Annotated in this window: 12 protein-coding genes; 3 read left to right on the plus strand and 9 right to left on the minus strand. The window is 69.3% G+C overall.

Annotation, left to right across the window (positions count from 1 at the left end; translation table 11 throughout):
- Window positions 1-4 precede the first annotated feature (4 nt).
- The gene (locus tag IFU30_RS00595) at window positions 5-1,321 is read right to left on the minus strand and encodes an ABC transporter substrate-binding protein (protein WP_192003963.1); all 1,317 of its coding nucleotides are present in this window, start codon (window positions 1,319-1,321) and stop codon (window positions 5-7) included.
- A 129-nt stretch (window positions 1,322-1,450) separates the two neighbouring features.
- Window positions 1,451-2,902: a CCA tRNA nucleotidyltransferase gene (locus tag IFU30_RS00600; protein ID WP_192003964.1), complete on the minus strand. Its 1,452-nt coding sequence runs from the start codon at window positions 2,900-2,902 to the stop codon at window positions 1,451-1,453.
- A gap of 82 nt (window positions 2,903-2,984) precedes the next feature.
- On the opposite strand from IFU30_RS00600, the gene IFU30_RS00605 reads away from it, so the two are divergent.
- Window positions 2,985-4,730, plus strand: a complete 1,746-nt coding sequence (locus tag IFU30_RS00605) for a stealth family protein (protein ID WP_192003965.1) — start codon at window positions 2,985-2,987, stop codon at window positions 4,728-4,730.
- 106 nt (window positions 4,731-4,836) lie between these two features.
- Here IFU30_RS00605 and IFU30_RS00610 read toward each other — a convergent pair whose 3' ends face one another.
- Entirely contained in the window at window positions 4,837-5,916 is a 1,080-nt protein-coding gene (locus IFU30_RS00610) for an SDR family oxidoreductase (protein ID WP_192003966.1), read from the minus strand.
- Between the two features lie 172 nt (window positions 5,917-6,088).
- The gene (locus tag IFU30_RS00615) at window positions 6,089-7,066 is read right to left on the minus strand and encodes a phosphodiesterase (RefSeq protein ID WP_192003967.1); all 978 of its coding nucleotides are present in this window, start codon (window positions 7,064-7,066) and stop codon (window positions 6,089-6,091) included.
- Window positions 7,067-7,206: 140 nt separating this feature from the next.
- Here IFU30_RS00615 and IFU30_RS00620 point away from each other — a divergent pair, with 140 nt between their 5' ends.
- Window positions 7,207-7,974, plus strand: a complete 768-nt coding sequence (locus tag IFU30_RS00620; protein WP_192003968.1) for a DUF1353 domain-containing protein — start codon at window positions 7,207-7,209, stop codon at window positions 7,972-7,974.
- 93 nt (window positions 7,975-8,067) lie between these two features.
- Here IFU30_RS00620 and IFU30_RS00625 read toward each other — a convergent pair whose 3' ends face one another.
- The 5 genes from IFU30_RS00625 to IFU30_RS00645 are packed head-to-tail and all read right to left on the minus strand — an operon-like array spanning window position 8,068 to window position 13,222.
- A complete protein-coding gene (locus tag IFU30_RS00625) occupies window positions 8,068-8,847 on the minus strand; it encodes an ABC transporter ATP-binding protein (RefSeq protein ID WP_192003969.1) in 780 nt (259 codons plus the stop codon).
- Window positions 8,844-9,665, minus strand: a complete 822-nt coding sequence (locus IFU30_RS00630) for an ABC transporter ATP-binding protein (protein WP_137242966.1) — start codon at window positions 9,663-9,665, stop codon at window positions 8,844-8,846. Before IFU30_RS00630 ends, IFU30_RS00625 begins: the two co-directional genes overlap by 4 nt.
- Before the next feature lie 38 nt (window positions 9,666-9,703).
- On the minus strand, window positions 9,704-10,585 hold the full coding sequence (locus tag IFU30_RS00635; protein WP_079704282.1) for an ABC transporter permease: 882 nt from the start codon (window positions 10,583-10,585) through the stop codon (window positions 9,704-9,706).
- Window positions 10,582-11,655 (minus strand): ABC transporter permease, encoded by a 1,074-nt coding sequence (locus IFU30_RS00640; protein ID WP_249404618.1) that lies wholly within the window; start codon window positions 11,653-11,655, stop codon window positions 10,582-10,584. Before IFU30_RS00640 ends, IFU30_RS00635 begins: the two co-directional genes overlap by 4 nt.
- Window positions 11,639-13,222 (minus strand): ABC transporter substrate-binding protein, encoded by a 1,584-nt coding sequence (locus tag IFU30_RS00645; protein WP_197977346.1) that lies wholly within the window; start codon window positions 13,220-13,222, stop codon window positions 11,639-11,641. Before IFU30_RS00645 ends, IFU30_RS00640 begins: the two co-directional genes overlap by 17 nt.
- 174 nt (window positions 13,223-13,396) lie before the next feature.
- Between IFU30_RS00645 and IFU30_RS00650 the strand changes: the two genes are divergently transcribed.
- Entirely contained in the window at window positions 13,397-13,957 is a 561-nt protein-coding gene (locus IFU30_RS00650; RefSeq protein ID WP_079003723.1) for an Lrp/AsnC family transcriptional regulator, read from the plus strand.
- Window positions 13,958-13,974 lie beyond the last annotated feature (17 nt).

A 13,974-nucleotide genomic window follows, 5' to 3' on the forward strand; every position in this document is an offset into this window, starting at 1 on the left:
GGACTCAGTCGTTGATGGCGGCGTTGGCCGCCTCCTGCGCCTTCTTGAGGCCGTCGGCGACGGGCGTCGTGCCGGCGAAGATCTCCTTGAAGATCGGGTCGTAGGCGGCGAGTCCCTTCGCGTACCCGGCACCCGTCGGCGGCGCGATGGTCTTCGCGTCGTCGGCGATCACGTCGAAGAAGGGCTGCACGTCGACGTCCTGGCCCTTCCAGTAGTCGAAGTACTGCTTCTGGGCCGCGGTGACGGCGGGGACCGCCGAGCCGGACGAACCGACGGGAGCGTTGCCCTCGGTGCTGCCCAACCAGGCGAGCACCTTCTTCACCTGGTCGGGGTGCTTCGTGGCCGCGTTGCCCGCTGCGGCGATCCCGTTCGTGACGCTGACTTTGCCCGCAGGGCCGGCCGGGAGCTCGGCGACACCCCAGCGGAAGTCGGCACCGTCGTGCACGGCCTTCAGGCTGTAGAGCCCCGACTGGAACATCGCGACCTTGCCCTGGAGGAAGGCATCGCGGGAGAAGTCGCCGTCGGCGTTCGTCGAGGCGGCCGGCGGGGCGACCTTGGCGCCGTTGATCGCGTTCACGAGGTAGTTGACGGACTCGCTCGTCTTCGGGTCGTTGAACGCGAAGTCGTCGCCGTCCTGGTATTTCCCGCCGTTCGAGCCGATGAACGGGAGGAGCACGGCCTGCAGGTCGTACCCGAGGCCGGTGCCGTAGGTCGCGGGCGCCGCGGGGTTGAAGCCGGGCTGGTCGGCCGAGACCCCGGCCGCGTCCTTCGTCAGCTTCTTCGCCAGGGGCAGGAAGGTGTCCTTCGTCGCGTCGGGCGACCAGGTCGCCTCCTCGAGCTCGGCGGGCTTCACGCCGGCCGCGTCGAGGAGGTCGGCGTTGTAGTAGACCGCGATGCCGGCGTCGGACAGTTGCGGGACGGCCCACAGCTTGTCGTTCCGGGTGAACTGGCTGACCACGCTCGGTGCCCATTCCTTCGAGGCGTCCTTGCCGAGCGTCTGCCCGACGTCGAGGACGCTCCCGCTGTCCGCGTACCCGGCGAGGTAGGAGTTGTTCAACCAGAAGACGTCGGGAGCGGTGTCCGCCGCGACGTCGGTGCGGAGCTTCGTCCAGTAGTCGGCCCACTCGACGACGTCGACGCGGACGCGGATGTCGGGGTTCTCGCGCTCGAAGGCGGCGAATGAGGTCTCATAGGCGTCGGCGACGGCGGAATCCCAGACGCGCACCGTGACCGTCGTGCGCTCCGTGGATCCGGCGGCGCAACCGCTCAGCATCAGGGCGGAGGCGGCCGCGATCGCGAGGGCGGCGTGGCGCTTGAGCATGAGAATCCTTCGTTCCGTGAACCTCAGGGAGGCTAGCAGTTCAGTCTGAACGCCCGCGAGCTGTCAGAAACGGCCAGTGTGACGCCGTCTGACTGTGCGTTTGTGACAGTTCGCGGGCAGGTGGGGCTATCACCGGGAGGACCACCAGTCGAGGAGGCGGCGGGTGGCCTCCTCCTCGCCGAGCGGGCCCTCGTCGAGACGCAGCTCCAGCAGCCAGCGGTACGCCTCGCCGACCTCGCGACCGGGTGCGATGCCCAGCACCTCCTGGATGCGGTTGCCGTCGAGGTCGGGCCGGACGGACTCGAGCTCCTCCTGTTCCTGGAGCTCGACGATGCGCTGCTCCAGGTCGTCGTAGGCGAAACCGAGGCGGTCGGCCTTGCGCCGGTTGCGGGTCGTGACATCGGCGCGGACGAGCATGTGCAGCCGCTCGAGCAGCGGACCGGCGTCGCGGACGTAGCGCCGCACCGCGGAGTCGGCCCACACGCCCTCCGAGTACCCGAAGAACCGCATGTGCAGCTCGACGAGCCGCGCGACGCTCTTGATCGTGTCGCCGTCGTACCGGAGCGCGGTGAGGCGCTTCTTCGCCAGCTTCGCACCCACGAGGTCGTGGTGGTAGAAGGTGACGGCTGCGCCGGGGCCGGTCTTCTTCGTCGCCGGCTTGCCGATGTCGTGGAGCAGCGCGGCCCAACGCAGGACGAGGTCGGGCGCCTCGCCGGGGTGCCGCGAGTGCTCGTAGCCGATCGCCTGCTCGAGCACCGTGAGCGAGTGCTGGTAGACGTCCTTGTGGTGGTGGTGCTCGTCGGGCTCCAGCCGGAGCGCGGGCAGCTCGGGCAGCACGAGGTCGGCGATGCCGGTGTCGACGAGCAGCTCGAGGCCCGCGCGCGGGTGGTCGGTCGCGAGCAGCTTGCCGAGCTCGGCCTGGATGCGCTCAGGGCTCACGATGGAGATGGTCTCGCGACGCTCCTCCATCGCCTCGATCACGTCGTCAGTGGGCCGGAAGCCGAGCTGCGAGGCGAACCGCGCGGCCCGGAGCATGCGCAGCGGGTCGTCGCCGAAGGAGACCTCGGGCGAGCTCGGCGTCCGCAGCAGGTGGGCGACGAGGTCCTCGACGCCGCCGGACGGGTCGACGAGGGTGATCTCGGGGATGCGGAGCGCCATCGAGTTGACGGTGAAGTCGCGCCGGCGCAGATCGTCTTCGAGGGTGTCGCCGAACGCGACGACCGGCTTGCGGGTCACGCCGTCGTAGGCGTCGGCCCGGTAGGTGGTGATCTCGACCGTGTCGGCGTGCTCGACGCCGTCGTCGTCGGTGACGGCGACCTTCGCGCCGATCGTCCCGAAGTCGCGGCCGACGTCCCACCAGGCGCTCGCCATCGGCTTGAGGACCGCGAGGATCTGGTCGGGCGAGGCGTTCGTCGTGAAGTCGAGGTCGCTCACGGTGCGACCGAGCATCGCATCGCGAACCGGTCCGCCGACGAGGGCCAGTTCGTACCCGGCTTCGGCGAACGCCGACGCCACCCGAGCGACCACGGGCGACGAGGCCAGGTCCTGCAGGCGCACCAAGGATTCCGCCACGCTCACCATGGGGTCAATCGTAGCCGGACGGCGCTCCGTGGCCATCGCCGTCAAGCCGCGAGCGGTCCCGGGCAACGGCCGTACAATAACGATGAACCCACTCCCCAGCAGACCAGAGGCGGACACGATCACGAACGAACTCGACGACCAGCGGCCAACCGTCGGCACTCAGGCACCGACGGCCTTCACCAGTACCGCGAAGGACCCGATTCCGCCGGAACTCCCGTTCACCACCGCCCCTGAGCTCGTCCTCGTGACCGGTGGCTCCCGATCGCAGCGCTTCGACCGCCCCGACGTCGTGCAGCGCAAGGGCGTGTACACCCTCATCAACGGTCACCTGACCCCACAGCAGTCGATGGTGGAGGACCTGCTCGCCGTCGCCGACGTGCTCGACGAGGCCGAGATCGAGTACCTCCTCATCCGGGGCGAGCACGACCGCCCCGTCATCGTCGTCGACCGCTCCCTGCGCAAGCGCCTGCAGACCGCACTCGCGGAGGCGTTCGCCGACGAGCCCTTCTACAGCGTGCCGCTCAAAGCGCGCATGTCGACGGTGAAGCCGGCCGGCGATCCTCACCTCCTCTCCGACGGCCTGCTCACCGGCGCCCGCAAGGCCGAGGTGTTCCGGCTGTACCGGCCGCGCATCGAACCGCTCGGCCGCCTCCGCTACGGCATGGAGACCGCCCTGCAGCTCGAACTCTGGCGCTTCGGCGACGAGGAGATCACCGCTCCCGTGGAGAACGTCCTCATGCGGACGTACATGCCGCGGACGGAGGCCGTCGAGACGACCGTCGAACGCTACGGACGCAGCTGGCGGACGCTCGAGCACATGTTCGGCGCGCTCGCGAGCGATGTCACCTTCGACATCGACCTCGTCTTCTCGTGGGTGGACGGCTCCTCCGAGGAGTTCCAGCGCGCCCGCGCCAAGCGGATGCAGAGCTACGTCGTCGGCGACGGCGACGACTCCGACGCCCGCTTCCGCCAGATCAACGAGCTCAAGTACGCCCTTCGCAGCGTGCACACCTTCGCCCCGTGGATCCGGCGCATCTTCATCGCGACCGACTCCCCCGCGCCCGAATGGCTGGCGGAGCACCCGAAGGTCACCATCGTTCGCAGTGAGGAGTTCTTCGGCGACCTTGACGCCCTCCCGACGCACAACTCCATGGCCGTCGAGAGCCAGCTGCATCGCATCGAGGGGCTGTCGGAGCACTTCCTCTACTCCAACGACGACATGTTCCTCGGCCGACCGATCAGTCCCGAACTGTTCTTCTCACCGGGCGGCATCAGCAAGTTCGTGGAGGCGACCACCCGCATCGGCCTCGGGGCGAACGACCCCTCGCGCAGCGGCTTCGAGAACGCGGCCCGCGTGAACCGTCGGCTCCTGCACGAGCGCTTCGGACGCGTCACCACCCGTCACCTCGAGCACTGCGCCGCGCCCCTCCGCCGGAGCATCATGGCGGAGATGGAGCAGGAGTTCGCCGAGGAGTTCCGCGCGACCTCCCACAGCGCCTTCCGCGCTGCCGACAACATCTCGGTGACGAACTCGTTCTACCACTACTACGGCCTCATGACGGGTCGCGCGGTGCAGCAGACCCAGGCGAAGGTCCGCTACATCGAGACGACGCTCAAGCAGTCGCTCGGGCAGATGGAGCGACTCCTCAAGCGACGCGACCAGGACATGTTCTGCCTGAACGACGGCAGCCGGCCGGAGATCTCGGTGGAGCAGCGCACCACCGCGGTGATCGACTTCCTCGAGCGGTACTTCCCGTTCCCGGCCCCGTGGGAGCGCGAGGCCGCCGTGCCGAACGCGCTCGAGATCGAGCCCGCCAAGCTCAGCTGACCGCCCTTCGACAGGCTCGGGGACCGGGACGGTCACCGCCCTTCGACAGGCTCAGGGACCGGAAGGGCGCCCAGGGACCGGAAGGGCGCCCGGGGACCGGGGACGGTCAGGGGACGATGCGCTCTGCGCGGAGGCGGTCGAAGATCGCGGTGAAGGCGTCCAGCGTCCGCCGGTAGCCGGTGAAGCCGGCGAGTCGGCTCTTGCTCATGTCGGTGACGACCTCGATGTCCCGGCCGAGGTCGCCGTCGGTGTGCCACCACGACGCCACGCGGGAGAGGTCGGCCTCGACGAGACCGTGTTCGGCCACCAGCTCGGCCCAGGTGCCCTCGACGCCCGCCATCTGCTGCTCGAGCGGACGCGGCTCGGTGTCGAAACCCTCCGGCTCGACGCCGAGGTGCGCAGCCAGTCGCGGCCACATCCAGCGCCAGCGGAAGACGTCACCGTTGACGATGTTGAACGCCTCGTCCGCACCGGCCGGTGAGGTCGCAGCCCAGAGCATCTGCTCGGCGAGGAGTCCGGCGTCGGTCATGTCGGTGAGGCCGTTCCACTGGGTCTCGGAACCGGGGAACACGAACGGTCGGTCGAGCCGCTTGCAGAGCGCCGCCTGCACCGCGAGCGTGGACGCCATGTTCATCGCGTTGCCGACCGCATGTCCGATCACGGTGTGAGAGCGGTGTACCGACCAGGTGAACCCCGCTCGCGCAGCCGCGGCGAAGAGCTCGTCCTCCTGCTCGTAGTAGAAGTTGGGCGTGTCGAGTCGGTCCTCGTCCTCGTGGAACGGGGTGTCGGGCATCTCGCCCGCCGCATAGGCCTCGAACGGGCCGAGGTAGTGCTTCAGGCCGGTGACCAGGGCGACGTGCTGAACGGGCTCGGCGGAGAGGGCTGCCAGCAGGTCGCGGACCATGCCGCCGTTGACCCGGATGTTCTCGGCCTCGGTGTCCTGACGTGACCAGGCGGTGAAGAACACGTGGGTGACGCCGGTGCCGCCGAGGGCGCGCGCGAGGTCGTCCGCGTCCCGGAGGTCGGCCGCGACGTGCTCGACCTGCGGGTGGGCCGCCGGCGCTCGGCGAGCGAGGGCGAGGATCCGCCAGCCACCGTCCTCGAGGAGCTGCGACACGATCGCGGAACCGGTGATGCCGCTGGCGCCGACGACGAGTGCGGTGCGGGGTGATTCTGGGGAGGTCATCCGTTCACGATAGGCGCGTCGGTCTGGGGAGGCTCCCGGAACGGCGGACCCGCCGGGCTGCGGCCCTTCGACAGGCTCAGGGAGCGGGGCAAGGCGACGCCCTTCGACAGGCTCAGGGACCGGGGGAAGTTCAGGGACCGGAGGCGAGCTCAGGGAGCAGGGAGGTGCAGCCCTAGACGAGGACGCCGATCGGCATCGTCAGCGGCGGCTCCGGCTGCACCGACACCGTGTCCGACAGGGGCAGCTCGATGCCGTCGCGAGCGAGCAGGCGTGCACTCTCCTCGGCGTCGATGTAGTGCAGCGGCGGGGTCTCACCCAGCGGCACCACCGAGTGCAGGACCGTCTTGCCGTAGACGTGGACGAGGTTGAACGCCCGCGCGCCGTCGCGACCACGCGTCCCGCCGACGGGCACGTTGAGGTCCTGCGTGTAGCACGTGGCCGAGGCGACCGACACCGGGATGCCCGCGAACGTCGCGGTCGACGAGTAGTGCAGGTGACCGGCGATGATGCTCCGGACGTCGGATCCCTCGAGCACTTCGGCGAGCTTCGCCTGATCCCGGAGCTCGACGCTCACGGCGAGGTCGAGCACACTCGGGACGGGCGGGTGGTGCATCGCGAGGATCGTGCCGTGGGGCGCCTTCGTCGACAGTTCCTCGGCGAGCCAGTCGAGCTGCTCGTCCGAGATCTCGCCGTGGTGGTGACCGGGCACGCTCGAGTCGAGGGTGATGACGCGGAGGCCGTTGACGTCGTAGACGCGGTCGACCGGGCGGGTGGTCGGCACCTCACCGAACAGCCCGGCCCGGAACGCCTGGCGGTCGTCGTGGTTGCCCATCACCCAGATGATCTGCGATCCGAGGCGCTCGGCGACCGGCTCGACGATGGAGCGGATGCGGTCGTACGCGTCGGGTTCGCCCTTGTCGGCGAGGTCGCCCGTGAAGACGATCGCTTCGGGCCGACCGCCGGACGCCTCGAACTCGGCGAACAGGTGACGCAGGTGCGTCTCGCTGTCGACACTGTCGTAGAGGCTCCCCCCGCCGGCGAGGAGGTGCGTGTCGCTCACATGGAGCAGGAAGTGATCGGGCCTCGGGTACTCGGCCGTGCGAAGACTCACGTGACAACTCTCGTTCGAGCGATGCTCTCCGAACCGCATCGCAGCTGTTTGACCATCTGACCAGACTCGGTTGAACGGCAACGGAACGCCACGCTACGACGCGGGAAACTCGTGAGCAAGGTCAGGAGCCGACATCCAGGGGACTCACACCTGACGGTGGGCTGCGGGAGGATGTCCGCATGCCCTACCTCGACGACGATGAGCAGCCGCTGCAGCGGATCGATCTGGCGCAGATCCCCCCGACCGGACGCCGGTTCCGGCTCGAGCGGCGGATCGGGTTCCAGGAGCACGCCCCTGACGGTCCCGTCGTGTGGGCACCGGCGTCCGACGACGGGCACGACGGCGACCGGGCGGAGGGATGGACCGACCTCGCGTCCGTCCCGGGCGTCCTGTGGAGCTTCATCGGCAGCTACGGCCGGCAGTCCGCGCCGGCCGTCGTGCACGACCACCGGGCGCTCCTCGCACTCGGGCTCCCGCCGGACCAGGCACTCGAGCAGCGGTTCGAGGACGACCGACAGTTCCGCGTCGGCCTCCGCCACCAGCGGGTGCCGCTCCTCCGGGCCTGGCTCATGTGGGCCGTCGTGTCGGTCGAGCGGTACGTCAGGCACGCTCCAGGCATCGCAGCCGTGCTGATCGGGCAGTCGGTCCTCGGGGTCCTGGGCGTCTGGATCGCGACGATCGGACTCGTCACGCCCGTGCTCGGCGCTCCGACGCCCGGGTGGCTCGGCCTCGCGATGGCACCCGCCGTCCTCGCCGTGTGCTGGCGGGAGGAACGGAGACTCCTCGTCTGGTTGCCGTACGCCGGTGCGCTCCTCGGGCCGCTCCTCCTCGTCCAGCTCGCAGCGGTCGGCGCGTTCCGCCTCCTCGAACTCCTCGTGCGGGAGACCATCGACCGCCCGTTCATCGACGACTCCCCCGGCCCCGTCGGCCCGCCGACCCTCCGCTGACCGTTCCCTGACTCAGGAACGCCTCGGCGTGTCGAGCGCGGGGGACCCGACACGCCGAGACGCTCCTGAGACAGGGACGGAGCAGGGGCCCGGCTAGGCGCCGGGGAGGGTGCCGAGTCCGTCGACGACCGGGATCGCCGCGAGGAGCCGCTGCGTGTAGGCGTCCTGCGGGTCGGACCAGACGCGGTCGACCGGACCGTGCTCGACGATGCGCCCGGCGCTCATGACCGCCACGTCGTCCGCGATGACCCGCACGACGGACAGGTCGTGGCTGATGAACAGGAGCGCCGCGCCGGTCTCGACCGCGAGCTTCCGCATGAGCTTCGCCACCCGTGCCTGCAGGGAGGCGTCGAGCGACGCGATCGGCTCATCGCCGATGAGCAGCTCCGGACCCGCCGCGATGGCCCGGGCGATCGCGATGCGCTGCCGCTGGCCACCCGAGAACTGGTGCGGGTAGCGGGTGCGGCTGGCGGCGTCGAGCTCGACGTGCTCGAGCAGCTGACCGACGTCCCACGCGTCGCGCACCGGGTTGACCCGGAGGCCGTCCTCGATCTGACTCCCGACCGTGCGGCGCGGGTTCAGCGACGCGTACGGGTTCTGGAAGACCATCTGGATCCGCAGCAGTTCGGGTGTGCGCTTCCGGAGACCCAGCTTGCCGATCGGCGTGCCGTTGAACGTGATCGCGCCACCCGAGGTCGGTTCCAGCCCGCAGACCGCTCGCGCGAGGGTCGACTTGCCGCAGCCCGACTCCCCCACCAGCCCGAGCACCTGTCGGGGTTCGAGGTCGAAGCTCACGCCGTCGACCGCGTTCAGCGTGCCGCGACCGGGCAGCTTGTACGTCACGTGGACGTCGTCGAGGTGCAGCAGCGTCATGACGCCGCCTCCGTTCCCGTGTCGGGCAGCGCGTCGATGAGCGCCTTGGTGTACTCGTGCTGCGGATCGGTGATGACCTGGTACCGGCTGCCGTGCTCGACGATCTCGCCGAGCCGCATGACCGCGATCGTGTCGGCGAGCGCCGACATCACCCCGAGGTCGTGGGTGACGAGGATGATCGCGATCCCGAGCTCGTCGCACAGCTTCCGCAGCAGGCGGAGGATGCCGGCCTGGACCGTGACGTCGAGGGCGGTGGTCGGTTCGTCGGCGATGAGCACGGAGGGCTCGCACATGAGCGCCGAGGCGATCGCGATGCGCTGCAGCTGTCCGCCCGAGAACTGGTGCGGGTACTTGCGCAGCGCCGCCTCCGGGTTCGGGACGGCGACGAGGCCGAGCATCTCGAGCGCCCGCGCATGGGCGGCCGCCTTCGAGGCCCCCGTGTGGTGCCGGTAGTGGTCGACGAGCTGGGCCTCGACCGTGAGCATGGGGTGCAGGCTCGCGGTCGGGTCCTGGAAGATCATCGCGATCTCCGTGCCGCGGTACCGGTTCATGGAGCGCTGCTTGAGCCCCACGAGTTCGGTGCCGTCGAAGCGGATGCTGCCGCCGAGGTCCGCGCCGGCCGGCAGGAGCCCGCAGATCGCGAGCCCGGTCATGGTCTTGCCTGACCCTGACTCACCGGCCAGTCCGGTGATGCGACCGGCGGGGACCTCGAGGTCGATGCCGCGGAGGATCTGCTTGGTGGCTGCCCCGCGACCGAAGCCGAGGGTGAGCCCCTCGATGACGATCCCGCCACCGCTGCCGCCTGCTGCCTGCGTCATGTCGCGTCCTTTCGGGTCGCTCGCACCGCGCGCGCCGCTCACAGCGCGCGCCCCTGCACGGCTTCCTGCGACCGGGGGTCGAGGGCGTCGCGGAGGGCGTCGCCGAGGAAGTTGAAGGCGAGCACCACCGTGAGGATGGCGAGTCCCGGGAAGACCGCGATCCACCAGGAGGAGAAGTTCTGCACCCCGTCGGACACCATCGCGCCCCAGTCCGGCGTCGGCGGGACGGCACCGAGGCCGAGGAACGAGAGACCCGACAACAGCAGGATGGCCGTACCGACGTCGAGTGTGGCGAGCACGACGACCGGCGACACGACGTTCGGCAGGATGTCCTTGCCGAGCGAGGTGAACGGTCCGTTGCCGAGCAGACGACCGGCGATGACGTACTCGGCACCCCTGGCTCCGATGACGAGCGAACGCGTCACGCGGGCATAGGCCGGCCACGACACGATGAGCATCGCGATGACGGCGTTCGTGAGGCTCGGGCCGAGCGCTGCGGCGATGACCATCGCGAGGATGATCGTCGGGAACGCGAACACGAGGTCGGCGATCCGCATGATGGTCTCGTCGAGGGCTTTGCCGAAGTAGCCGGCGATCGCCCCGAGGAGCGAACCGATGAGCATCGCGAAGATCACGAGCATGAGGGCGAGCGGGATCGAGACCTGCGCGCCACTGACGACCCGGGACAGGACGTCGCGGCCCACCTGGTCGGTGCCGAACCAGTGCGCGGCACTCGGGGCCTGCAGCCGGTCGAAGTCCTGGGCGAGCGGGTCGAACGGCCGGATCCACGGCGCGAGCACCGCGACGAGCAGCCAGAAGAGCACGATCACACCACCCGCGACGGCGAGCGGGGTGCGCAGCTGCTTCGAGATGCGGAGGCGGCCCTTGCGCTTGGTCTGGACGGCGAGGACGTCGGTCATGCCACCCTCACTCTCGGGTCGATGAAGCCGTACAGCACGTCGACCAGGAAGTTCAGGCCGATGTACACGAAGCCGACGATGAGCCCGACGCCCATGATCGCGGGCAGGTCGAGTTTGGTCGCCGCGGAGTACGCGTACTCGCCGAGGCCGTGCCACGAGTACACCTTCTCGACGAGGACCGTTCCGGACAGCAGCGACCCGAAGGCGACGCCGAGCACGGTGATGATGGGGACGAGCGCCCCGCGGAGGACGTACCGGGTCACGACGACGTGGCCGGGAAGGCCCTTCGCCCGCGCTGCACGCACGTAGTCGAGGTCGAGCACCTCGAGGATCGCCGACCGCGCGAACCGGGTGAGCAGGCCGATCGTGTAGAGCGCCAGAACCGAGGCGGGCAGGATCAGGTGGGCGATGGCGTCGCCGAAGGTCGACCACTGGCCGGCGAGCAACGCGTCGATCGTGTACATCCCGGTGACCTTCGTCGGCGGGATCGCCGCGGGCGAGAGTCGCCCGGAGCCCGGGAACCAGTGCAGCTGGGAGAAGAACACGAAGTAGACGACGAGTGCGAGCCAGAACGACGGCACCGAGATGCCGATGAGGCTCACGACCCGGATGACCTGGTCGGTGATCGTCTTGCGGCGCAGCGCGGCCCACATGCCGAGGCCGACGCCGATGACGATCGAGATGACGATGGCGGTGAGCGCCAGTTCGGCCGTGGCCGGGAAGGCGCGACCGAGTTCGTCCGCGACGGCGCCGCGGGTCTGCTGTGAGGTCCCGAGGTCGCCCTGGAACAGGTTCGCGACGTAGGTGACGTACTGGACGGGCAGTGGCTTGTCGAGGCCGGCGTTCTCGCGGAACTGCGCGACGATCGTCGGATCCGCTGCGGCCTGCTCACCGAGCGCCGCCTGCACGGGGTCCGCGGGGACGAGGTTGGTCAGCGTGAAGGTGACGAGCGTCACCCCGAACATCAGGAGGACCGTGAGTCCGAGCCGGATGCCGAGGTAGCGCGCGAGCGGGTGGAGACCCGCTCGCGCGCTGGACGTCGTCGGTGCGACGCTACTTGATTCCGGCAAGATCGACGGTCCACGTCGGGTTCAGCGGAACCTCGGTGATCGTGGTCGCGGTGACCACGTTCTGCGCCGGCTGCAGGAGCGGGATGAACGGTCCGCTCGCGTTCTGCGCCTTCTGGAGGTCCTGGTACGCGGCGGCACGGGCGTCCGTGTCGGTCGCGGCGAGCGCCGCGTTCGCGAGGTCGGTCACGGTCGGGTCGGCGCCTGCCGGCCAGCCCGCACGGAGGCCGACGAGCTCACCCGGCGTGAACGCGAGGTAGTTCGACGGGTCCGGGAAGTCCGGGCCCCAGTACCAGAGACCCACGGTCTCCTTGCCGTCGCGGTATGCGTCCAGCTCAGTGGCGACCGGAGCCGGGGCCAGCGTGATGGTGATGCCGACCGACTTCAGCTGCGCCTGGACCGACTCGGCGATGCTCTGGAGCGAGAGCCCCTGCACCGTGATGTCGTTCGGGAAGTTCAGCGTGACGGCTTCGCCCGCGTAGCCGGACTCCTTGAGCGCAGCCTTCGCCGCATCGGCGTCGAACTGGTTGCCGTCGGCGGCGTCGAGCGCACCGTTGAAGATCGAGGGGATGAAGCCACCGGGACGGACGGAACCGTCGCCGGCGAGGTCGACGATCTTGTCGTAGTCGATGCCGAGCTTGACGGCCTCGAGGAATTTCGGGTTGCTCGTGATGTCACTGATCGCGGGGTCCTGGTTGAGCATGAGGAAGATCATGTAGCGCGAGGGGTTCGCGATGATCTTCACCTTCGAGTCGTCGAGCTCGGAGACCTGGTCGGGGTTCAGGTCGAGGGCGACCTGCGAGTCACCGGCCTCGACGTTGAGCTTCTGGGTCGGGCCCTGCACGTTGCGGAGGACGACGCGCTCGTACGCGGGCTTGGTCCCCGTGTACTCGGGGTTCGCCGTGAAGACGACCTGCGAGGCGGCGTCGAAGGATTCGAGCTTGTACGGGCCGGAGCCCGCGGAAGTGGTGTTGAGGAACGACTCGGCCGCGTCGTCGGCGGTCGCGCTGCCACCGTTCTCTTCGACGACCTTCTTGTTCACGACGCCGAGGGCCGGGTTCGGCAGGATGAACGGGAGGGCGGGGTTCGGCGTCGCCGAGGTGAGCGTGAGGGTCGTGTCCGAGGTCTTCTCGATCGTGACGCCGTCGAGCAGGAAGGACGGGTTGCCCTTCACGCCCTGGACGCGCTGCAGCGAGAACACCGCGTCGTCGACGGTCACGTCGGAGCCGTCGGAGAACTTCTTGCCGTCCTTCATCGTGAGGGTCATCACCGTGTTGTCGGCGTTCATCTCGTAGCTCGCGAGGCCGTCGACGGGGGCGGTGACGTCGTCGCCCTTGAAGGTGAGGAGGGTCTCGTAGAGCGCCTTCGCGACGATCGAGCCGGTCGTCTCGTACTCGCGGTTCGGGTCGGCGGTCTTGAGGTCGAAGGACGCGTCGACGACGAGCGACTTGCCCGCGCTGTCATCGGAGCCACCTGAGGGGGAGCAGGCGCTGAGCGCGAGGCCGGCGGCGAGGGCGAGGCCGAGGGCCGCCATGCCGCGCCGGCTTGTGCGGCTGAAGGATCGTGACAAGGTGGAGCTCCTTATCTGGTTGGAGGGATGAGCTGAAAGTAGTGCGATACGCGATCATTCGTCAATCCACAAGCCGTTACCAAAGAAGAATTGTCTCGATTTCGCGGCGAATCTGCCATATCCTCTCAATCGACCGCCAGGACCACCGCCGAATCTGGACGTTTGGAGCAATCGATGCAACTCGACGACACCCACATCCGCATGTTGGAGCTGCTCCGGGAGGACGGGCGGGCTTCGGTCGCCGCGCTCGCGGAGGAACTCGGGATCTCCCGCTCGAACGCCTACTCGCGCTACGAGGCGATGCTCCGCGCCGGCGTCCTGAAGGGGGTCCACGCGGAGATCGAGCCGGCCACGGTCGGGCTCGGTGTCGCGGCCATGGTCTTCATCACGCTGCGCCAGAGCCAATGGGCGGACTTCCGCGCGCGGCTGTCCTCGGTCCCGGAGCTGGAGTACTTCGCCGTCACGACCGGCGAGCACGACGCGATGATGCTGATCCGGGCCCCAGATGTGGCGGCGATCCACGAACTGGTCGCCACCCGGCTCGCACAGTGGCCGTCCATCAAGGCGACGACGACCGTCTTCCTCATGGACGAGGAGCGGTCGAACGTGTCGCTCCGCATGACGAGGTCCGAACGCACTAGCGTCGAGGACTCCGGCGAGCGCTTCGGCATGACGCGATTCGTCCGCACGAGCGACGAGCGCGCCCAGCGGGTGCCGGAGCGACGCGGACGCTGACCGGGCGACGGTGGCGT

The sequence above is a fragment of the Plantibacter sp. CFBP 8798 genome (assembly GCF_014841195.1).
Lineage (GTDB): Bacteria > Actinomycetota > Actinomycetes > Actinomycetales > Microbacteriaceae > Plantibacter > Plantibacter auratus.